Origin of the sequence: Minwuia sp., from assembly GCF_048007105.1 — a bacterium.
Lineage (GTDB): Bacteria > Pseudomonadota > Alphaproteobacteria > Minwuiales > Minwuiaceae > Minwuia.
This window is the reverse complement of record NZ_CP180352.1, coordinates 1,975,957-1,996,108: the sequence shown is the minus strand read 5'-3', so window position 1 is coordinate 1,996,108 and position 20,152 is coordinate 1,975,957. Positions and strand designations below refer to the sequence as shown.

Below are 20,152 nucleotides of genomic sequence, written 5' to 3'. Positions count from 1 at the left end.
TTCCGGCCGCCGCGCCGGAACCGAAGCGGTTATCCAACCCGGAGCGGGGGACGGCGGCGCCGTTCCCCGCTTTCCGTTTCGGAGACGACGATTGGACCCTGACGCCGCGCCCGACTGCTGGGTGATGTCCGACGGCAAGGCGGGCATGGAAAACCAGTGCCTGGGACTTGCCGAGGCGCTTGGCCTCGCCCCCGTCGTCAAACGGGTCGATATCCGCCAGCCCTGGCGCAGCCTGCCGCCCCAGCTCTGGTTCAGCCCCTTGTCCGCCCTGTCGCCGGCTTCCGACCGGCTCGACCCGCCCTGGCCCGACCTGCTGATCGCGACGGGCCGGCAGACGGTGGCGCTGTCGGTCGCCATCCGCCGCGCCAGCCAGGGGCGCACCTTCACCGTCCAGATCCAGAACCCGACGATCGCGCCCGACAGGTTCGATCTGATCGCCGTGCCGCAGCACGACCGTCTGACCGGCGCCAACGTCGTGCAGACCTTCGGCGCCCTGAACCGCATCCGCCAGGAAGCCATCGAGACGGCGGCGGCAGCATTCGCGCCGACGGTCGAAGCCCTGCCGCGTCCGCTGATCGTCGTGCTGCTGGGCGGCGCCAACAAGGTCTTCCACATGACCGACGCCAATGTCCGCGATCTCGGCCAGAAGCTGAAGGCCTTGGCCGGCGAATCCGGTGGGGGTCTCGCGATCACGCCGTCGCGACGGACCGAGGCTGGGCATGTCGAACTGCTGAAGGCCGAGCTGGAAGGCGTTCCGGCGGTCTGGCACACCGAGGACAGGCCCAATCCCTATCTCGGCTGGATGGGGCTCGGCGACGCCTTCGTCGTGACTTCGGATTCGGTGAACATGGTCTCCGAGGCTTGCGGCACCGGCAAGCCGGTCTATGTCCACCATCTCGAGGGCGGCAACGCTAAGTTCGCGCGGTTCCACGAAGCGATGCGGGAAAGCGGCCGCACCCGCGTTCTCGACGGACACTTGGCGGACTGGACCTACGGCCCCCTCGATGATACCGCGACGGTTGCCGCACTCGTGCAGCGCCAATTCTTGATCCATCTCAAGGAACGGGGACAGGACCCGGTGTCCTTTCACGCACCGGACGGAACGGGAGAACCAGGCAGATGATCTCCGTTGACATCGAACGGCTCAGGGCGACGCCGCTGAAGACGGATCCCTACGACTATGTCGTGGTGCCCGGCTTCGTGCCCGTCGACAGCCTGCAGGAGATCGGAGAGGATTTTCCGGACATTCGTCAGCCCGGCTCGTTCCCGCTGGCGGAACTTTCCTACGGCCACAATTTCGGCACCCTGATCGACCGTCTGCATCAGGACGACTTCCGCCAGGCGGTGGAGGAGAAGTTCGGCATCGACCTGACCGGCCGCGATGACCTGCACCGTGCGCGGCGCGACGCAGTTGAAGGACGGCCAGATCCACACGGATTCGCTCAGCAAGCTGATCACCGTGCTGATCTACCTGAACCCGCCCTGGAAGGACGAGGGCGGCCGGCTGCGTGTGCTCCGGTGCGGGGACGACCTGAACGACTATGCCGAGGAGATCGAGCCGTCCTCCGGCAATCTGATGATCTTCCGCCGGTCGGACAGATCATGGCATGGCCACGAGCCTTTCCAGGGCCGGCGGCGCACCATCCAGATCAACTGGGTCACCAGCCAGGCGGTGGCCGACCGCGAACGCAAGCGCCACCGGGTCTCGGCGACGCTCAAGCGTCTGAACCCCTTTGCGGCAAGGACAGCATGAACAAGCTCGACATCAACACCTTCAGCAATGCCGACCATTCACGCGGCTGGCGGCCGGGCAACAATGCCGGCGGCAGCACGCTGTTCAAGGCGCTGGGCCATCCGGCCATCGCCGGCAAGGGCCGAGCCTGGCGCCAGTCGCTGGAGGAGATGGGCCGGATCGGCATCTACGATCCGCTTGGTGACGTGCAGACGGTCAACGCGCTCTACAATCTGCAGGCGCTCAAGCCCGCCGCCTATTTCGTCCAGCAGGTCGAGCACCTCGGGCGCGAGTTCGCCGGGCTGGATGCGAACCTGATCAACGGCATCGGCGACGGGATCGACACGCTGGTCCTGACCGCCTTCGACGATGACGGCAAGCTGGCCGCCCACCTTCAATACGTGCTGCCCGACAGCGTCCGGGTTGAAACGCTGGATGCGATCCGGCTGCCCGACGACCGCATCACCCACAAGCGCGTCTATCTGGACCCGAAGAACTTCGCCACCAACTTCGCCCTGCTGCGCGACATGGACGGCCAGCACACGCGAGTCATGACCGCGAACTACTGGACCGCGGGCCCGACGAAGCCCGTGCTCTGGTGCATCCTGATGGGCGAGGACGGAACCATCCTGGCCGAGTGGGACCATGATCTCGGCCCCGCCGGCGCCTCGGTGGTGATCGACAGCCAGGAGGTGCGGCAGCGCTTCGGCCTCGGCGATTTCTGCGGATCGCTGTTCCTGCATGCGGTCGGCGCACCGTTCCACGAGATCGTCAAATACGCGCTCGACACCTATGGCGACCGGCCCGACGAAATGTCCTGCACCCACGACGCCAACGCCTGGCCGGCCGAGTTCTACGCCGGCATGCCCGCGCCCGACGACGACGAGCAGCTGATCCTGTGGGTTCAGAACAGCCACCCGATCGAGATTCCGGCCGGCGCCATCGGCTTCAACCTGATGGGCGGGCAGGACGTCAGCGCCTATCCGGAAGCCATTCCGCCCTTCGGCACGCGGTTGGTCGACGTCGGCGAACTGCTGCCCGATGCGCGCTTCCCCGACCAGATCGAGGTCCGGGCCGGCGAGTATTTCGTGCGCCCGCGCTACGAGGTCGTCCGCCGGCCAACGGCCGCCGCCGCATCGCGCACGCCAATGTCGAGCGCACGGACCTGAAGCCGAACCCCGAGATCGAGACGAATGCCGCCCATCTCGGCCGCGGCTACATCATGCCGCTGCCGCTGCTGCCGCTGGACGAGTTCCACACCGTTTGCCTGCCCACGCCGATGGCGACGGGGCAGAGCGAACTGCCGATCCGGATCGAGGTCTTTGACGCCGACGGCAGCCTGCAGGCGGAGAAGTTCCTGGGCCGCATCGGGCGGCGCGAGTCGGTCGCCATCGACATCGACGAATTCCTGGCGGAGGCCGGCGCGTCGCTGCCCTCGGGCGCGGGTCATGTCGAGTTTCTCTACGACTTCCGCGACGGCGGCGGCGCCGATGGCTGGCTGCATGCGCTGGCCCGCATCGAGCAGCGCGAGACCGGCCACCGGGCGGAGACCATCTTCGGCGCGCACATGTTCAACATGCCGATCGTCTTCCGCGACGAGCCGCAATCCTATGTCGGACGGCCGCCGGGCCTGACGACGCGGCTGTTCCTGCGCCTTGGCGACAATGGCGCGGACACCATGTGCCACCTGCTTTATCCGGCTTCGATGAAGTGGGCCGAGACGTCGACCACGGATCTCAACCTGTTCACCGGAAAGGGCGAGGAGATTGCATCCGAGCGCATCCGGATCCCGCGCGGCGGCTCGCACCACATCCGCTATTCGGAGGTCTTCGATGCCGCGACCCGGGCGAAGGCCGGCGACGGCGCCTATGTCCAGATCCGCGACGCGACCTGCCGCCTGTTCGGCTTCCACGGCCTGGTGCGGCCCGGCGCGGCATTCTGCCTGGACCACATGTTCGGATACTGAGCGTCCCCTACTCCGCCGCTTCGGTGACCTTTACCGGCGGTTCGTTCTCGCTCATCTCCAGCATCTTCTCGTCCGAGGTACGCAGGATCGCCTTGTAGAGCGCTTCCGGGTAGATCATGTGCGGTCCCGGCGCGTCCGGCCCCGGCTGCGGGACGGCACCGCCCTGATCGTCGAAATCCGAGGACTGCTTGTAGCGCGCCAGCTCGTCGGCGCTGATGCCGCACAGTTCGACGACTTCCGGATCGATCCAGGCGCGGGCGTCGATGGGCTGCGTCGAGTAGCTGAGTTCCAGCGACAGGTTCTCCGGCCCGGCGAAGTAGATCGACATGCAGAAGCCGTGATCCTTCGGCCCGACCACCGGAACGCCCTTCGACCGCAGCCGGTCGCGCAGCGCCAGCAGTTCCTCGTGACCGGAGACCTTCAGCGCCAGATGCTGCATCACCCCCGGCGCGCAGTTGGCGCCCGGATTGCCTGAATGGGTCACGCCGATCTCGCGCGGGATCTTCGCGATCTCCGGATTGTGGACCAGCGCGATCGAGCTTTCGTCGTTCAGCCGAAGGAACCCGTGGAAGGTGTTTTCGACGCCGTGCATCCAGTAGAGCGCGACCAGTTCCATGCCGAGCCGGTCGGTAAAGAACTCGATCTGTCCCTTCATGTCGCCGGTTGTGATCGCGATGTGGTGCAGGCCTTCGACCCTGTTCATGGCTTCCTCCCGTGCTGCCGTCCCCTGAATCATGCGCGCCGTCACACAAAAGATCGAGTATTGGACGCGGCCTGAATCAACCGTCACACCCCTACGTTGACGGTTCTGTAACTCCGCCGCGCTATGATACTGTGGTATCCCGGAACGACGAAGGGGCGTGGGCCTTCATGTCCGACTATATCCATGCGCGTGAGCTCAAGCCTGGCGAGGTCGTCTTCTATGAAGGCGACGTAGGGGATGATGCCTACATCATCGAAGAAGGTCTGATCGAGATTTCGGTCAGGGCCGGCGATGGCGAGAAGGTGATCGCGGCCCTGGGTCCGGGCGAGATCATCGGCGAGATGGCGCTGATCGCCAACGCGCCGCGCTCGGCCACGGCGCGGGCGCTGAAGGGCACGACGCTGCTGGTGCTCCGCCGCAACCGGCTGATGAAGCCGATCGAGAAGGCCGATCCCCTCACCCGTCTGATGCTGCAGATGATGACCGAGCGCCTGAACGAGGCCTCGCGCGGCATGGCCGGCCACAATGAAGGGCCGGGCCAGACCGAGGCGGGCCGCAAGGCGCTGGAGGAAGTCCGCGACATCGCGTTGCGCCGGGTCAGCACCGAGCGTCAGCTCCGCCGCGCCACAGAAGCGGGCGAATTCTCGCTCCACTATCAGCCCATCGTCGGCCTCGCTGACGGCAGGCTGGCCGGCTACGAGGCGCTGATGCGCTGGTACCACACGGAGAACGGCTTCGTGTCGCCGGGCGAGTTCATCCCGCTGGCGGAAGACACCGGCATGATCGTCGAGATGGGCCGCTGGGCGCTGGAACAGGGCCTCGCGGATCACCACGACTTCGCCGGCGCGCTGCCGGCCGGTGCGCCGCAGCCCTTCGTCTCGATCAACGTCTCCGCGGCGCAGCTGTTCGACCCGAAGGAGACCGGCGCGCTGGCGGCGATCATCTCCGGTTCCGGCGTCGCGCCAGAGCAGATCAAGCTGGAACTGACCGAGAGCTTGCTGGTGGAGGGCCCGGACCACGCCGCGGCGGCCTTGTCGCGGCTGAAGGACACCGGCGTGAAGCTCGCCATCGACGATTTCGGCACCGGCTTCTCCAGCCTCAGCTACCTGCACCGCTTCCCGTTCGACACGCTGAAGATCGACCGCGCCTTCGTCTGCCGCATGGCGGGCGATGCGGGCTCCCGGCAACTGGTGCAGTCCATCGTCGACATGGCAGGCGGCCTGGGTATGGACACCGTGGCCGAGGGCATCGAGGACATCGGCGAGATCGAGATGCTGCGCGGCTTTGGCAGCACCTATGGCCAGGGCTTCCTGATCGCGAAGCCGATGACAGCGGCGGACATGTCCCGGAGGATCGGGCAGACCCCCGGCCCTTTCGTCCGGACGACCCAGCGGCCGCGGTCTGAAAGGCCGGCAGCCCGGCTCGCCGTCTAGGACGCGAACTCATAAGCGCGCAGCCATATTCGGGTTGAAGCGATGAGGACGGCTGCGAGGTAGTTTCGGGCGGATTTCTCGTAGCGTGTTGCGATCTTCCGGAAGTGTTTGAGTTTGTTGAAGAAGCGCTCGACGACATTGCGCCGGCGGTAGAGCGCCGGATCGACGCTGCGCTGGACCTTGCGGTCGCGCTGGGTGGGAATGTGGCCGCGACCGCCCTGCGCCGCGATCAGGTCCAGCACGGCCCGGGCGTCATAGCCCCGGTCGGCCACCACGTCGCCCGTCGCCGGATGGGCGGCAAGGAGTTCCGCAACAGCCGCCTTGTCGGAGGCCTGGCCCGGGCTGAGCACCAGCGCGACCGGCAGGCCGCGCTCGTCGACCATGGCGTTGATCTTGGTGCTCAGTCCTCCACGAGAACGGCCAATGGCGTGATCCGCGCCCCCTTTTTGCCGGAGGCGGCGTGCTGGTGGGCGCGGATGATGGAGCTGTCGATGAACTGCATCGAATCCGGCGATTTCCTGGCCAGCGCTTCGAAGACCCGCACCCAGACGCCCGCCTTCGCCCAGCGGTTGAAGCGGTTGTAGACCGTGGTGTGCGGGCCATAGCGCTCCGGCAGGTCGCGCCAGGGCGAGCCGGTGCGCAGCACCCAGAAAATGCCGTTGAGAACCCTGCGGTCATCCACCCGGGGAACGCCCCGCGGCTTGTTCGGGAGCAGCGGCTCGATCAGCTCCCATTCGAAATCGGTCAGATCAAAGCGCGCCATTCCGGACCTCCTGCAATTCACCCACCAGAGTAAATCACCCAAAGAACCGAAACAGAATCCCCTTTATGGGTTCAGAACCTAGCCCGCCCGGTCCGGCAGCACCGCCCCCGTCAGATCCGTTCGCACGGCACCTGGATCATGTCCTCCGGCGTGAGGACCGGCCGCGTCGCGTCGGCGCTTTCGATCCGGTAGAGGCTGAGACCGAGCATGAAGACCGCCTCCCCCTCATCGTCGGTCATCGGCATCAGCAACCGTTCGGCGCGGCGCGCACTCAGCCCCGACAGTCGCTCGCTGTCGGCGCCGTAATGGATCAGCGGCGTCGAGACGATGCGCCGCCAGCGCCCGATCATCACCGGATAGTCCGCCTCGCCCACGATCCGGCGCAGGGTGAGGCCTCGGATGCTGCCGCCCCAGGCATCGTTCACAGCCTCGCCGGCCAGCCGGCAGATGAAGTCTCCGGCCTCGCCGTCGTAACGGTAGAGCCAGACGCAGCCCAGAAGGTCGGCGACATCCAGCGGTTCGAAGTCCCGCTTCCGCGGCAGCAGCCGGCCATGCCGCGCCCCGCGCCACGCGTCGAGAAACCGGAAGATGCGCGGATCCGCGCTCTCCGGAATGCTGTCGGCGACGATGATCCTGAACTCGGCCGCGGCGTCGATTGGCACGTGCGATTTCCCCCGGCCCGAAGGCTACCGCAGCGGCACCGCGTCCGGAACAACAAACGGAAACGTCAGGCCTTGTGGTCCGGGCGGCCGGACTTGAACCGGCACGGGCTGCTGCCCCTCAGATTTTAAGTCTGGTGCGTCTACCAATTCCGCCACGCCCGGGAGTTGCCAACGCGGTCGGCTCCCGTCTTACACTGCCGGCATGAAAATCACGAGCATACGCGCGCACCCGCTCGCCGCGCCGATCGACCGGCCCTTCGCCTTCAGCCAGGCTTGGGTCGACACGCGCGTCGGGCTGGTGGTCGAGATCGAGACCGACAGCGGTCTCACGGGCTGGGGCGACGGCTACGGCCCACCGAAGCCGCTCGCCAGCGTGATCGACAACATCTACGCCCCGCGGCTGACAGGCCGCAGCCCGCTGCCCGGCGACGCGATCTGGGAAGAGCTCTATAACGCGCTGCGCGATCACGGGCAGCGGGGCATCGCGGTCCAGGCGCTATCGGCCATCGACATCGCGCTCTGGGACCTCCGCGGCAAGCATTTCGGCGCGCCGGTGCACGAGCTGATGGGCGGTCCCGTCCGGCGCGAGGTCCGCGCCTACGCCACCGGCCTCTACCGCCGCTCCGACGACACCGCCGAAAATCACGCCATGCTGCGCGAAGAGGCCCAAGGCTATCTGGACGCCGGATTCACAGCGATGAAGACCAAGGTCGGATTCGGGTTCCAGGACGACATCGCACTGGTCGGGATGCTGCGGGACGTCATCGGCGACCGGGCCGAACTGTTCGTGGACGCCAATCACGGCTGCGACCGCGTCCAGGCGGCGAGACTGGCCCGGGCGATGGAGCCCCTGGACATCGGCTGGTTCGAGGAGCCCGTGGCGCCGGAAGACCTGGAAGGCTACGCCGAACTTCGCCGCTCGACCTCGATCCCCATCGCGGGCGGCGAATGCAGCTTCACCCGGCACGATTTCCGCCGGATTCTCGAGGCTGGCGCGATGGACATCATCCAGCCCGACACGGCCTCCTGCGGCGGCCTGACCGAGGCGAAGCGCATCGCCGACATGGCCTGGACCCACGGTTTGCGCCACAACCCCCATGTGTGGGGCACCGGGATCGGGCTCGCCGCGGCGATGCAGTTGCTGGCGGTCCTGCCCACGACCGCCCCGGCCTTCGGCGCGCATCAGCCACTGCTGGAATACGATTCCACGCCGCATCCATTCCGCCAGGACCTGCTGGTCGAACCCATCCCCGTGGCCAACGGCGTGGCGCAGGTGCCGACCGGTCCGGGCCTCGGGATCAAGGTACGCCGCGAGGTGCTGGAACGCTGGCGGATGCGGTAGGCCTGTCCCGTACCCCGCCCGTCTCGACAAGCCCCGGAGCCGGGGCTATAAGCCGGGCGCATGTGGACGACTGCCGCCATAATACGGACGCTGCCGCGAATTACCGGCCCGGCCCTGTGACGCCGGGGCCGGGTGACCGCCTGTCCGACCATTCCACGCACTCCAGAGCCCAGAGGCTCCGATCATGACCCGAGATTATCGAGAAACCGTCTTCCTGCCGAAGACCGACTTTCCCATGCGCGCCGGCCTGCCACAGAAGGAGCCGGAGATCCTCGCCCGCTGGGAGGAGATAAATCTCTACCGGCGCCTGCGCGAGGTCTCGAAAGGCCGCGAGCTGTTCGTGCTGCACGACGGCCCGCCCTACGCCAATGGCGAGATTCACATGGGCCACGCGCTCAACAAGGTGCTGAAGGACGTCATCAACCGCTCGCGGCAGATGATGGGCTATGACGCCAACTACGTTCCCGGCTGGGACTGCCACGGCCTGCCGATCGAATGGAAGATCGAGGAGAAGTACCGCAAGGCCGGCAAGAACAAGGACGAGGTGCCGGTCAACGAGTTCCGCCGCGAATGCCGCGAGTTCGCCGAGCACTGGATCGGCGTGCAGATGGACGGCTTCAAGCGCCTGGGCGTCATCGGCGACTTCGAGGATCCGTACCAGACCATGGCCTATGAGAGCGAGGCCCACACCGTGAAGGAACTGCTGAAGTTCCTGATGGACGGCTCGCTCTACAAGGGCTCCAAGGCCGTCATGTGGTCGCCCGTCGAGAAGACCAGCCTGGCCGAGGCGGAGATCGAGTATCACGACCATGTCTCGACCACGATCTGGGTGCGCTTCCCCGTCGTGAAGACCGATGATCCGGCGCTGGAAGGCGCGTCGATCCTGATCTGGACGACGACGCCATGGACCATCCCCGGCAACCGCGCGCTCGCCTATGGCGAGGAGATCAGATACGGCGTCTACCGCGTCGATGCCGCCGCCGAGGGCTCGCTTGCCGTGGTCGGCGAAAAGCTGGCGCTGGCCGACGATCTGGCCGAGGGCGTGCGCGAGGCCGCGGGCATCGAGAGCTGGACCCGCGTCGCCGAGGTCACGAAGCCGGAAGGCACGGTCTGCCACCATCCGCTGCGCGCGCTGGGCTACGACTACGAGGACCGGCTGCTGCCGGCCGACTATGTCACCACCGACCAGGGCACGGGCTTCGTCCACATCGCCCCGGGCCACGGCGCGGAGGACTTCGATCTGGGCGTCGCCAACGGCGTCGAAATTCCGGACACCGTCGATCCGGCCGGCCTCTACTACGACCACGTGCCCCACTTCGCCGGGCATCATGTCTACAAGGCCGACAAGCCGGTCATCGAGACCCTGACCGAGCATGGCGGCCTGCTGGCGCATTCGAAGATCACCCACTCCTACCCGCATTCGTGGCGGTCCAAGGCGCCGCTGATCTTCCGAAACGCGCCGCAGTGGTTCATCTCGATGGAGACCACCGGCATCCGCGACAAGGCGCTGAAGGCCATTTCGGAGACGGCGTTCTACCCGAAGTCGGGCAAGAACCGGCTGCACAGCATGATCGCCAACCGGCCCGACTGGCTGCTGTCCCGCCAGCGCGTCTGGGGCGTGCCGATCACCGTCTTCGTCGAGACCGCGACCGGCCAGCCGCTGCGCGACGAGACCGTCAACAAGCGCATCGTCGACGCCATCGAGGCCGAGGGCTGCGACGCCTGGTTCGACAATGACGCGGCCTACTTCCTGGGCAACGACTACAACCCGAACGACTACGAGAAGGCGTCGGACATTCTCGACGTCTGGTTCGATTCCGGCACCACCCACGCCTTCTGCCTGGAGCCGCGCGAGGACCTGAAATGGCCCGCCGACCTCTATCTGGAGGGCACCGACCAGCATCGCGGCTGGTTCCATTCCTCGCTGCTGGAAAGCTGCGGCACCCGCGGCCGTGCGCCCTATGACGCCATCCTCACCCACGGCTTCATCCTGGACGAGAAGGCGGAGAAGATGTCGAAGTCCACGGGCAACACCATCTCGCCCCAGGACATCTTCAAGGACTACGGCGCCGACATCCTTCGGCTCTGGGTGGCCTCGGCCGACTACACCGACGACATCCGCTTCGGGAAGAACATCCTGAAGGCGCAGGCCGACAGCTACCGCCGCATCCGCAACACCTTCCGCTTCCTGCTGGGCAGCCTGGGCGGCTACACCGCCGCGGAGGAAATCGCGCCTGCCGAGATGCCGGAGCTGGAGCGCTACATGCTGCACCGGATCGCGGTGATGGACCGGACGGTGCGCGAGTCGCTGCTGGAATACGATTTCCACCGGCTCTACGTGGCGCTGTTCAACTTCTGCGCGGTCGAGCTCTCGTCGTTCTACTTCGACGTCCGCAAGGACGCGCTCTACTGCGACCGGCCGGACAGCACCCGCCGCCGCGCCGCGCGGACGGTGATGGACAAGCTGTTCCACTGTCTGACGACCTGGTTCGCGCCGATCACCTGCTTCACCGCGGAAGAGGTCTGGCTGACCCGCTTCCCGGACGACCGGGACGGCGTGCACGTCCGCACCTTCCCCGACATTCCGGGCGACTGGTTCGACGAGAAGCTGGGCGAGAAGTGGGGCCGCATCGCCCGCATCCGCCGCGTCGTCACCGGCGCGCTGGAAGTGGAGCGGCGCGAGAAGCGCATCGGCGCCAGCTTGCAGGCCTCGCCGGTGGTGTTTGTCGGCGCCGACGATGCGGCGCTGCTGCAGGGCGTCGACATGGCCGAGCTCTGCATCACCTCCGGCCTGAAGATCTCGACCGATGCGCCGCCGGCCGACGCCTTCACCTGGGAGGAAGTCGAGGGCGTCGCCGTGGTCTCGGAGATGTCCAGCGGCCACAAGTGCAACCGCTGCTGGATGGTCCTGGACGAGGTCGAGACCGAAGACAGTATCTGCAACCGCTGCGCGGACGCGGTCGAGGCCTACGACGCCGCGGCCTGATCCGGCGATTAAGCCCCCCGGCGTGTCCTGACGCGCCGGTCGGGCGTCTCGACCCCGTTCCGCTGGGCCGCGGCCCGGACGATCAGTTCCAGAAGTTCCGCATAGCGCAGCCCCTCGAGGCCGGCGGCGTGGTTCATCTTGCCGTCCCAGCACCAGCCCGGATTCGGATTGGCTTCGAGCAGCTTGATCTGACCGTCTGCCCCGGCGCGGAAATCGAAGCGGGCATAGTCGCGGCAGCCGAGCCTTTCGAACAGCCGCTCGGCATGGCCGATCAGTTCCTGGCGCGCCTCCGGTTCCAGATCCGCCTCGACATAGGCGATGTCGTTCCAGTAGGGCGACTCAGGCTCGAACTTCGCCTCGTAGCCCAGAATGCGCGGTAACCCTTCCGGCAGGCGGCCGTAGTCGACCTCGAGGACCGGCAGCACGTGGAAGCCCTGCGCCGGGTTCCCGATCAGGCCGACCGTGTACTCCGTCCCGGTCAGGAACTCCTGGATCAGGATCGGGGTCTGGCCGAACTCGCGCCGAAGCGTCTCGATCCGCTGGATCAGTTCCGCCGTGTTCCTGACCACGGCATCGCGGCCGATGCCAACGCTGTTGTCGCCGAAATTGGGCTTCAGCAGCGCCGGGAAGATGCCGGGCAGCGTCGCCGCCTGATCGCCGGCCCTGAGGAAGGTCTCGGCCGGCACCGGAATATCCATCGATGCCGCCACCGCCCGCACGAGCGCCTTGTCATAGCAGGCGGCAAGGCAGGCCGGACCGGCGCCGCTGTAGGGCAGCCCGAGCAGGTCGAGGCGGGCCGGGACATGAAGCTCGAACCGCGCATTGTTGTTCCAGCCCTCGTCGCAGAGATTCAGCACCATCCCGGCGGCGCTTCGCTCCAGACTGGCGTCCAGATTGGTGTGGTTATCGAGATAGGTGAAGTTGTAGCCGTCCAGTTCGGACAGCGCGTCCTTCAGCTTCGCCACGGTCGCCAGATCCTCGGCGTTGAAGCGGCCATTGCGCTTCACCTCATCGGGCAGCGCCGGATCGCCCATCAGCACAAGCACCTCCAGCGTCCGGCCTGCACTGCGGCGTTTCGGCGTGCGGCGGGGCGCGACGGCGGTGACGATCTCCCGGTGCGCCATCATCCCGAGATCCTGATTGCGCGACGAGTCGACGGAAAGCCGGCCGTGGTAGCGGATGTCGCGGAACCCGGCCTGCTCCAGCAGCTTGCCGATGGAGGCCCGGTTGTAGAGCCGTTCGGCGTAGAACTGGTCCGCAATCACGCCGCGCTCGTCGTGGACGAAGACCTCGCGGCTGATGAGCCGGGAGCCGTCAGCCGACAGGCTGCGTTCGCGGCAGACGAAGTGGTGCTGGTCGATCCATTCCCAGGACCGCCGCTCGAAGTTCTCGCGCATCCAGTCGCCGTCGGTGAGATCGAGATAGATCCGGCCGCCCGGCGCCAGCGCGCGCAGCGTCCGCTTCAGCACCTTCAGATCGTCGTCCTCGCTGGCGAAATAGCCGAACGAGTTGCCCATCAGCATGACAAGGTCGTGGGCCATCTCGGGCACCCGCAGCACGCGGGCGTCACCCTCGTTGAACTCTACCGGCATCTTCGCCGCCTCCGAACGCTGGCGGGCCAGCCGGATCAGATATCGGGACCGGTCGATACCACGGACCTGGCGGAAGCCACGCCGCGCCAGCTCCAGCGAGTGACGCCCCTGACCGCAGCAGACGTCGAGGACACGATCCTTCGGCGTGACCGCCGTCGCCTCGATCAGCCGGTCGATCTCGACCCGCGTCAGTTCGGCATTCTCGACCACATCGCCGTCGGACTTCAGGTAGAGTTCATCGAAGAGATCGCGCCACCATTCGGCCGGCAGGTGGCTTTCAAGATCGGCGATGGGGCCGAGGAACGCCCGGGCATTCTGCCGGGCGCGCCGCTGCGTCTGGGCGGGAGGAACGGGCAAAATCTCTGTCACGGGACATGTCTCCGGAGCGCTCGAGGAACGGCTGCCGTGAGCGATGAGGTCCGTGCAGCTTCACAATCGCCTATACGCCCATTTGCGGCGCGCGCAAGCGGGATGTCGCGGCCTGCGGCCACCTCGTCAGGGGCGCCCGGTTGACAGCCCGGTCGGGGCCCTTAGGTTTACGGGATCACAGGGGTGGCGCACGCCTGAGCCATATCGCTTGGCTCCTCGGGATGGACCCGACCGGCGCAGCGCATGACGCATGACCCGGCGCGCGGCCGGGAACCCCGGGAAAAAATCGCCGAAAGGACATGAGATGACACAGGCCTCCAAGGGCGACACCGTTCTTGTGCATTACGAGGGCCGTCTGGACGACGGTTCGCAGTTCGATTCCTCCCAAGGCCGCGAGCCGCTGGAGATCACGCTGGGCGAAGGCCGCGTGATCCCGGGCTTCGAGACCGCGGTCGAAGGCATGGAAGTCGGCGAGAAGAAGACCGTGACGCTGCCGGCCGATGAGGCCTATGGCGCACACAATCCGGAACTGATCCACAAGGTCGCCCGCGAGCAGGTGCCGGAGAGCATCGACCTGCAGGTCGGCATGGAGCTTCAGGCGATGGACCAGAACCAGAACCCGATCCGGTTCTCGGTGATGGAATTCGACGACAACGTCGTCGTGCTCGACGCCAACCATCCGCTGGCCGGCAAGGAACTCACCTTCGATCTGGAACTGGTCGAACTGAAGGCGGCCTGATCTATTCCTGACGCCCCCGGGCTCGACCCGGGGGCCTTGGCCGTCCACCGCCGGGGCGGTTCATCCGTGAGGTCCCCGGGTCAAGCCCGGGGACAGCACAGTCCTCAGCCGCCCATGCCCTTCAGCAGTTCGCCGGCGATGATCATCTTGCGCACCTCGGTGGTGCCGGCGCCGATCTCGAGCAGCTTGATCGAGCGGTAGAGCCGGTTCATCTCGGATTCCCAGATGTAGCCGGCGCCGCCATGCACCTGGATGCCGCGGTCGAGCACGTCGTGGCAGGCGTTGGCGCAGTACATCACCGAAGCCGCGGTCATCGCGTGGATGTTGCCGCGCCCGCCGGCGCCGACTTCCATCTCCGCCGCCTCAGCCAGGACCTTCAGGTTGAAGGCGCGCATGCTTTCGACCGAGACATACATCTCGGCCAGCATCGACTGCACCATCTGGAACGAGCCGATCGGCTTGCCGAACTGCTGGCGCGTCTGCGCGTATTCCAGCGAGATCTCCAGCGCCCGCTCCGCGACGCCGAGACAGATCGGCGAGATCATGGCGCGCTCCAGGTCGAGGCCGCTCATGACCACGGCGACGCCCCTGTTCTCCTCGCCAACCAGATTCTCGGCCGGCACGCGGCAGTCCTCGAAGACCAGCTCGGCGGTCTGGCTGCCGCGATAGCCCATCTTGGTCAGCTTCTGCGCGACCTTGAAGCCGGGAAAGTCCTTCTCGACGATGAAGGCCGAGATGCCCTTGGCGCCGGCGTCCGGGTTGGTCTTGGCATAGACCAGCAGCGTGTCCGCCACTGCCCCGTTCGTGATGTAGATCTTCGAGCCGTTGAGAACGTAATGGTCGCCGTCGCGCTTCGCCGTCGTCCGCATCGAACCCAGCGCGTCCGAGCCCGCGCCCGGCTCGGTCAGCCCCAGCGCGCCGACCTTCTTGCCCGAGCAGAGATCCGGCAGGTACTTCCGCCGCAGATGGTCGTTGGCGTTGCGGTAGATGTTGTTCATGCAGAGGTTGTCATGGGCGACGACGCTGAGCGCCAGCGCATGGTTCCAGCGGCTGAAGGCCTGCAGCACGATGCCCGCCGTGACCAGGTCCTGACCCAGGCCGCCATACTCCTCGGCGACGGTAATGCCGAAGAAGCCCTGTGCGCCGATCTTCGGGAAGGCCTCTTCCGGCCACCATTCCTCGTTGTCCATGCGCTCGGCCAGCGGATAGAGCTCATTGCGGCCGAAACGGTCCGCCTGGTCGAGGATCTCCCGCTGTTCGGGCGAAAGATCGAAGGGGCGCGCCGCGTCGTTGCGCAGCATCTGGTCGGTATCGGGCATCGCAGGTCCTCCCCATGCGCGCGGCTTCCGGCCGCCTGCCGCAGCCTAGCCGAATTTCCGGCTGCATTCCCGCCGAAGAGTAGTGAGCATCGCTCACATTGTCCACTCGCTCGAACGAAAGACGCCGCCTTGTCTCCTGCAATGCAGGTTGACATTTGAAGTGAGTATCGCTCACTTTGGGTTGATGGGGGCACATGCCCCGGCGGAGGAACGGCGATGGCCGCGTCGGCGGCAGAGAAGAGAAGCTATGTGCGGATGCCGCGCGAGGCGCGCATGCGGGAGATCGAGTCCGCCGCGCGGACCGTCTTCGCGCAGCACGGCTTCAACGATGCGCCGATCAGCGAGATCGCGCGGCGGGCCGGCGTGTCCGAGGGCGCGATCTACAAGTTCTACGCCAACAAGCGCGAACTGCTGCACACCATCCTGGCGGCCTGGTACCGCGGCATGATCGACGACTTCATCGCCAAGCTGGAGGGCGTCGAGGGCACGCGCGCCCGGCTGCATGTCGTCATCTGGCAGCATCTCAAGTCGATCCGGGAGAATCCCGATCTCTGCCGCCTGTTCTATTCCGAGGTGCGCAGCGCACCTGACTACTACGCCACCGAGCTCTACCGCATCAACCGCGACTACACCCGCGTCCTGCTGGAGATCCTGCAGACCGGGATGGCGCTGGGCGACATACGCGCCGACATCTCGCCGCCGCTCGTCCGCGACGTGATCTTCGGCGGCATCGAGCACCGGGTGACCGGCTATCTGGCCGAGCGCGGCAGCTTCGATCACGAGGCGGTCGCGGCGCAGCTGTCGGAGATGGTCTTCGCCGGCATCGCGGCCCGGCCGCCCGCAACGTCCGGACTGGCCGCCGTGGTCAGCCGGCTGGAAACCGTGGCCGACAGGCTGGATACTGCAGCACGGGGAGACACTGCATGACCGGGGAGGGTTCATGTTCACGAAGGTCCTGATCGCCAATCGCGGCGAGATCGCCTGCCGCGTCGCCAAGACGCTCGACCGCATGGGGATCGAGAGCGTCGGCATCTATCACCACGCCGACCGCCTGTCGGCCCATGTCGGCGCAGTCGACCATGCCGTGGAGATCACCGGCGCGACGCCCGTCGCCGCGCATCTCGATGCGGAGCAGATCATCCGTATCGCGAAAGAGACCGGCGCCGAGGCGGTCCATCCGGGCTATGGCTTCCTGTCGGAGAACGCGAAGTTCGCCGAGGCGGTCGCGGCGGCGGGGCTCGCCTTCGTCGGGCCGAACACCGAAGCCATCCGCCTGATGGGCGACAAGATCGAGAGCCGCAACTTCGCGGAGCAGCACGGCGTGCCCGTCGCGCCGTCGGTGCTGCCGACCGGCGATATCGACGCCTTCGTCGCCGAGGCCGCGAAGATCGGCTTCCCGCTGCTGGTGAAGGCCAGCGCGGGCGGCGGCGGCAAGGGCATGTCCATTGTCCGCGAAGCCGCCGAACTGGCGGAGAAGGCGAAGACGGCGTCGTCCGAGGCCGAACGCTATTTCGCCGACGGCCGGGTCTATGCCGAACGCTATGTCGAGCAGCCCCGCCATATCGAGGTGCAGGTTCTGGGCGATGGCGCGGGCAACGTCATCCACCTCTACGAGCGCGAATGCTCGATCCAGCGCCGCTTCCAGAAGATCGTCGAGGAGGCCCCGGCAGCGAACCTGCCCCCTGCCCTGCGCGACGAGATCTGCGCCGCGGCGGTGCGGCTGGCGGCGGCGGCGAACTACGCCAATGCCGGCACGGTCGAGTTCATTCTCGCCCCCGACGGCGCCTTCTACTTCCTGGAGATGAATACCCGCCTGCAGGTGGAGCATCCGGTCACCGAGATGATCACCGGCGTCGATCTGGTCGAACAGCAGCTGCGCATCGCCGCCGGCGAGGGGCTGCCGCTGAACCAGGACGACATCGCCATCAGCGGTCACGCCATCGAGTGCCGCATCTGCGCCGAGGATCCCGAGAACGACTTCCTGCCCGAGACGGGCCGGATCCTTCTTCTGGCCGCGCCCGAAGGCGACGGCATCCGCTTCGAGAACGGCCTGACCGAGGGCCAGGACGTCACCACCGACTTCGACCCGATGCTGGCCAAGCTGGTCGTGCACGGCGCCGGCCGCGACGAGGCCGCCGAGCGCATGGTCGCCGCGCTGGAGGCGCTGACACTGCTGGGCGTCGGCACCAACACCGACTACCTCGCCCGCGTCATCGCGCACACGGCCTTCGTCGGCGGTCGGCTGCACACCGGCTTCGTCGCCGAGCACGCCGAGGCCCTGAAGCGGCCCGGCATCGATCCGGCCGTACTGGAGGGCGCAGTCGTCGCCGCGCTGTTCTCGAACCACGGCTTCCTGGAGGAGCTCAACGGCTGCCCGACGCCCTACGGCTTCATGGGCGGGTGGAGGAACTGACATGCCGCATACCGTGATCATCGACGGCGAGCGCTACGAGACGCGCATCGTCGAACGCCACCGCGACCATGTCATCGTCTCCATCAACGGGGCGAGAAGGAAGGTCGAGCTGTTCTCCGAGGAAGGCGACGAAGTCTTCAGCGCCGAGATCGACGGCGAGGCGGTCGATTTCGCCCGCGCCTCCGGCTTCGAGCAAGTCTTCCTGCGCGGGCACGGCGCAACGCTCACCGCCGCGGTGGAGGACCCGATCGCCGCCGCCCAGGACAGCGGCGCCGCAGCCGACGAGATCCGCGCGCCCATGCCCGGCTCGGTCATCGAGATCGTGAAGGGGCCGGGCGAGGCCGTGAAGCGCGGCGACACCGTGCTGACCATCGAGAGCATGAAGCTGCAGACCAACCTCGCCGCGCCGCGCGACGGCGTGGTGGCCGAGCTGCTGGTCGGCCCCGGCGACACCTTCGGCAAGGACGCCGCCGTCGCCCGCCTGGAGCCGGTAGAAGAGGAGATCCGCTGATGCGCCGCATCCAGTCCGCGCTGTCGACCAGCGACCCGACCTTCCGCGCCAACGAGGCGCACAACCGCGCCTTGGCCGCAGAACTCCGCGAGAAGCAGGACAAGGCCCGCCACGTCCGCCCGGAGCGCGACGTGCAGCGGCTGGAAAAGCAGGGCAAGCAGATGCCACGCGCCCGCGTCGAGAAGCTGCTCGACCCCGGCACGCCCTTCCTGGAGCTCTCTTCGCTCGCCGGCAACATGGCCTATGGCGGCGAGAGCCCCGGCGCATCGATCATCACCGGCATCGGCATCGTCTCGGGCCGCGAGGTGATCATCCATGCCGACGACAGCTCCATCAAGGGCGGGGCCTGGTACCCGCTGTCGGTGAAGAAGATCGTCCGTTGCCTGGAGATCGCCATCGAGAACCGCCTGCCCGTCGTGCATCTCTGCGACTCGGCCGGCGGCTTCCTGCCCATGCAGTCGGAGGTCTTCCCCGACAAGCACATGGCCGGCCGCATCTTCCGCAACCAGTGCCAGCTTTCGAAGATGGGTGTGAAGCAACTCAGCCTGGTCTTCGGCCAGTGCACGGCGGGCGGCGCCTACATCCCGGCGCTCAGCGACTACAACGTCATCACCCGCGGCACCGGCGCGGTCTTCCTGGGCGGCCCGCCGCTGGTGAAGGCCGCCACCGGCGAGGAGGTCGGCGTCGAGGAACTGGGCGGCGCGGACATGCACACCACCGTCAGCGGCGTCTGCGACTACCCCGCCTCCAGCGAGGACGAGGCCATCGCCATCGGCCGCGAGATCGTCGGCCAGTGGGACCGCCCGAAGAAGTGGGACTGCCAGCGCGACGAGCCGGAAGCCCCCTACTACGACCCGGAAGAGCTCTATGGCGTGCTGCCCGACGACATCAAGAAGGGCTTCGACATGCGGGAGGTCATCGCCCGCATCGCCGACGGCAGCCGCTTCCACGAATACCAGCCGAACTACGGCACCACGCTGGTCTGCGGCTACGCCAACATCTGGGGCTGGAAGGTCGGGATCCTCGCCAACAACGGCGTGCTGTTCAACGACAGCGCGCTGAAGGGCGCCCACTTCATCGAACTCTGCAACCAGAACAACACGCCGCTGGTCTTCCTGCAGAACATCACCGGCTACATGATCGGCCGCGACTACGAACAGAAGGGCATCACCAAGGACGGGGCCAAGATGATCATGGCCCAGGCCTGCAGCCGGGTGCCGAAATTCACCGTCATGTGCCACGGCTCCTTCGGCGCCGGCAATTACGGCATGTGCGGCCGCGCCTTCGATTCACGCTTCCTGTTTTCCTGGCCCAACCACCAGATCGGCGTGATGGGCGGCGAGCAGGCGGTGAACACCCTCGCCGACGTGAAGGCCGCCCAGATGCGCCGCAATGGCGAGGAAGTCGACGAGGCCGTGGTGCAGAAGCTGCGCGAGGAAACCGGCTCGGCCTATCTGGAACAGCTCTCGGCCTACTACGCGACCTCCGAGATCTGGGACGACGGCATCATCGACCCCGCCGACACAAGAAACGCGCTGGGTATGGCCATCACAGCGAGCCTCAACGCCCCGCTCGGCGATCCGGGGTATGGGGTGTTCCGGTTCTAAGAGGGGCTTTTGACA

Annotated in this window: 18 protein-coding genes and 1 tRNA gene; 12 read left to right on the top strand and 7 right to left on the bottom strand. The window is 66.9% G+C overall.

The features are described from left to right. Positions 1-91: 91 nt before the first annotated feature. Complete coding sequence (locus tag ACMVY4_RS09645) at positions 92-1,123, top strand: mitochondrial fission ELM1 family protein (RefSeq protein WP_416899940.1); 1,032 nt, start codon at positions 92-94, stop codon at positions 1,121-1,123. On the opposite strand, the gene ACMVY4_RS09640 is transcribed toward ACMVY4_RS09645, so the two are convergent. Further along, positions 1,087-1,392, bottom strand: a complete 306-nt coding sequence (locus ACMVY4_RS09640; RefSeq protein ID WP_416899939.1) for a hypothetical protein — start codon at positions 1,390-1,392, stop codon at positions 1,087-1,089. The two genes, ACMVY4_RS09645 and ACMVY4_RS09640, sit on opposite strands and share 37 nt — an antisense overlap. On the opposite strand from ACMVY4_RS09640, the gene ACMVY4_RS09635 reads away from it, so the two are divergent. Genes ACMVY4_RS09635 through ACMVY4_RS09625 form a run of 3 tightly spaced genes read left to right on the top strand, consistent with a single transcriptional unit; the run spans position 1,382 to position 3,698 of the window. Then, positions 1,382-1,753 carry a 2OG-Fe(II) oxygenase gene (locus ACMVY4_RS09635; protein WP_416899938.1) on the top strand — a complete coding sequence of 124 codons (372 nt, stop codon included), beginning with the start codon at positions 1,382-1,384 and terminating at the stop codon, positions 1,751-1,753. The two genes, ACMVY4_RS09640 and ACMVY4_RS09635, sit on opposite strands and share 11 nt — an antisense overlap. Next, positions 1,750-2,901, top strand: a complete 1,152-nt coding sequence (locus ACMVY4_RS09630) for a hypothetical protein (protein ID WP_416899937.1) — start codon at positions 1,750-1,752, stop codon at positions 2,899-2,901. Before ACMVY4_RS09635 ends, ACMVY4_RS09630 begins: the two co-directional genes overlap by 4 nt. A 53-nt stretch (positions 2,902-2,954) precedes the next feature. Continuing rightward, positions 2,955-3,698: a hypothetical protein gene (locus tag ACMVY4_RS09625; protein ID WP_416899936.1), complete on the top strand. Its 744-nt coding sequence runs from the start codon at positions 2,955-2,957 to the stop codon at positions 3,696-3,698. A gap of 7 nt (positions 3,699-3,705) precedes the next feature. Here ACMVY4_RS09625 and ACMVY4_RS09620 read toward each other — a convergent pair whose 3' ends face one another. Beyond that, complete coding sequence (locus ACMVY4_RS09620) at positions 3,706-4,401, bottom strand: VOC family protein (RefSeq protein WP_416899935.1); 696 nt, start codon at positions 4,399-4,401, stop codon at positions 3,706-3,708. Positions 4,402-4,568: 167 nt separating this feature from the next. Here ACMVY4_RS09620 and ACMVY4_RS09615 point away from each other — a divergent pair, with 167 nt between their 5' ends. Continuing rightward, positions 4,569-5,834 (top strand): EAL domain-containing protein, encoded by a 1,266-nt coding sequence (locus ACMVY4_RS09615; protein WP_416899934.1) that lies wholly within the window; start codon positions 4,569-4,571, stop codon positions 5,832-5,834. On the opposite strand, the gene ACMVY4_RS09610 is transcribed toward ACMVY4_RS09615, so the two are convergent. The 3 genes from ACMVY4_RS09610 to ACMVY4_RS09600 all read right to left on the bottom strand — a co-directional run bounded on the left by ACMVY4_RS09610 (position 5,831) and on the right by ACMVY4_RS09600 (position 7,421). Further along, a protein-coding gene (locus tag ACMVY4_RS09610; RefSeq protein ID WP_416899933.1) for an IS5 family transposase occupies positions 5,831-6,597 on the bottom strand; the annotation gives its coding sequence in 2 pieces (ribosomal slippage) (positions 5,831-6,273 and positions 6,273-6,597; 768 coding nt in all). The two genes, ACMVY4_RS09615 and ACMVY4_RS09610, sit on opposite strands and share 4 nt — an antisense overlap. A 110-nt stretch (positions 6,598-6,707) precedes the next feature. Continuing rightward, positions 6,708-7,259, bottom strand: a complete 552-nt coding sequence (locus ACMVY4_RS09605; RefSeq protein WP_416899932.1) for a PAS domain-containing protein — start codon at positions 7,257-7,259, stop codon at positions 6,708-6,710. Positions 7,260-7,334: 75 nt separating this feature from the next. Next, positions 7,335-7,421: transfer RNA gene (locus ACMVY4_RS09600), tRNA-Leu, on the bottom strand. Positions 7,422-7,461: 40 nt separating this feature from the next. Between ACMVY4_RS09600 and ACMVY4_RS09595 the strand changes: the two genes are divergently transcribed. Next, positions 7,462-8,601: a mandelate racemase/muconate lactonizing enzyme family protein gene (locus tag ACMVY4_RS09595; RefSeq protein ID WP_416899931.1), complete on the top strand. Its 1,140-nt coding sequence runs from the start codon at positions 7,462-7,464 to the stop codon at positions 8,599-8,601. Between the two features lie 184 nt (positions 8,602-8,785). Next, the gene (ileS, locus tag ACMVY4_RS09590) at positions 8,786-11,587 is read left to right on the top strand and encodes an isoleucine--tRNA ligase (protein ID WP_416899930.1); all 2,802 of its coding nucleotides are present in this window, start codon (positions 8,786-8,788) and stop codon (positions 11,585-11,587) included. 8 nt (positions 11,588-11,595) lie between these two features. Here ileS and ACMVY4_RS09585 read toward each other — a convergent pair whose 3' ends face one another. Next, positions 11,596-13,548 carry a methyltransferase domain-containing protein gene (locus ACMVY4_RS09585; RefSeq protein WP_416899929.1) on the bottom strand — a complete coding sequence of 651 codons (1,953 nt, stop codon included), beginning with the start codon at positions 13,546-13,548 and terminating at the stop codon, positions 11,596-11,598. Positions 13,549-13,852: 304 nt separating this feature from the next. Here ACMVY4_RS09585 and ACMVY4_RS09580 point away from each other — a divergent pair, with 304 nt between their 5' ends. After that, a complete protein-coding gene (locus ACMVY4_RS09580; RefSeq protein ID WP_416899928.1) occupies positions 13,853-14,287 on the top strand; it encodes an FKBP-type peptidyl-prolyl cis-trans isomerase in 435 nt (144 codons plus the stop codon). Positions 14,288-14,391: 104 nt separating this feature from the next. On the opposite strand, the gene ACMVY4_RS09575 is transcribed toward ACMVY4_RS09580, so the two are convergent. After that, positions 14,392-15,606: an acyl-CoA dehydrogenase family protein gene (locus tag ACMVY4_RS09575; protein WP_416899927.1), complete on the bottom strand. Its 1,215-nt coding sequence runs from the start codon at positions 15,604-15,606 to the stop codon at positions 14,392-14,394. Positions 15,607-15,822: 216 nt separating this feature from the next. Here ACMVY4_RS09575 and ACMVY4_RS09570 point away from each other — a divergent pair, with 216 nt between their 5' ends. The 4 genes from ACMVY4_RS09570 to ACMVY4_RS09555 are packed head-to-tail and all read left to right on the top strand — an operon-like array spanning position 15,823 to position 20,137. Beyond that, complete coding sequence (locus ACMVY4_RS09570; protein ID WP_416899926.1) at positions 15,823-16,533, top strand: TetR/AcrR family transcriptional regulator; 711 nt, start codon at positions 15,823-15,825, stop codon at positions 16,531-16,533. 13 nt (positions 16,534-16,546) lie between these two features. Next, positions 16,547-18,019 (top strand): acetyl-CoA carboxylase biotin carboxylase subunit, encoded by a 1,473-nt coding sequence (locus ACMVY4_RS09565; protein WP_416899925.1) that lies wholly within the window; start codon positions 16,547-16,549, stop codon positions 18,017-18,019. 1 nt (position 18,020) lies between these two features. Next, on the top strand, positions 18,021-18,530 hold the full coding sequence (locus tag ACMVY4_RS09560) for an acetyl-CoA carboxylase biotin carboxyl carrier protein subunit (RefSeq protein ID WP_416899924.1): 510 nt from the start codon (positions 18,021-18,023) through the stop codon (positions 18,528-18,530). Then, entirely contained in the window at positions 18,530-20,137 is a 1,608-nt protein-coding gene (locus tag ACMVY4_RS09555; protein WP_416899923.1) for an acyl-CoA carboxylase subunit beta, read from the top strand. Before ACMVY4_RS09560 ends, ACMVY4_RS09555 begins: the two co-directional genes overlap by 1 nt. Positions 20,138-20,152: the final 15 nt, after the last annotated feature.

Bases quoted from the DNA above. Each gene is read 5' to 3' on its own strand.
- ACMVY4_RS09635 (WP_416899938.1), top strand. From the start codon at position 1,382: ATGACCTGCACCGTGCGCGGCGCGACGCAGTTGAAGGACGGCCAGATC.
- ACMVY4_RS09630 (WP_416899937.1), top strand. From the start codon at position 1,750: ATGAACAAGCTCGACATCAACACCTTCAGCAATGCCGACCATTCACGC.
- ACMVY4_RS09625 (WP_416899936.1), top strand. From the start codon at position 2,955: ATGCCGCTGCCGCTGCTGCCGCTGGACGAGTTCCACACCGTTTGCCTG.
- ACMVY4_RS09620 (WP_416899935.1), bottom strand. From the start codon at position 4,401: ATGAACAGGGTCGAAGGCCTGCACCACATCGCGATCACAACCGGCGAC.
- ACMVY4_RS09615 (WP_416899934.1), top strand. From the start codon at position 4,569: ATGTCCGACTATATCCATGCGCGTGAGCTCAAGCCTGGCGAGGTCGTC.
- ACMVY4_RS09595 (WP_416899931.1), top strand. From the start codon at position 7,462: ATGAAAATCACGAGCATACGCGCGCACCCGCTCGCCGCGCCGATCGAC.
- ileS (WP_416899930.1), top strand. From the start codon at position 8,786: ATGACCCGAGATTATCGAGAAACCGTCTTCCTGCCGAAGACCGACTTT.
- ACMVY4_RS09580 (WP_416899928.1), top strand. From the start codon at position 13,853: ATGACACAGGCCTCCAAGGGCGACACCGTTCTTGTGCATTACGAGGGC.
- ACMVY4_RS09575 (WP_416899927.1), bottom strand. From the start codon at position 15,606: ATGCCCGATACCGACCAGATGCTGCGCAACGACGCGGCGCGCCCCTTC.
- ACMVY4_RS09570 (WP_416899926.1), top strand. From the start codon at position 15,823: ATGGCCGCGTCGGCGGCAGAGAAGAGAAGCTATGTGCGGATGCCGCGC.
- ACMVY4_RS09565 (WP_416899925.1), top strand. From the start codon at position 16,547: ATGTTCACGAAGGTCCTGATCGCCAATCGCGGCGAGATCGCCTGCCGC.
- ACMVY4_RS09560 (WP_416899924.1), top strand. From the start codon at position 18,021: ATGCCGCATACCGTGATCATCGACGGCGAGCGCTACGAGACGCGCATC.
- ACMVY4_RS09555 (WP_416899923.1), top strand. From the start codon at position 18,530: ATGCGCCGCATCCAGTCCGCGCTGTCGACCAGCGACCCGACCTTCCGC.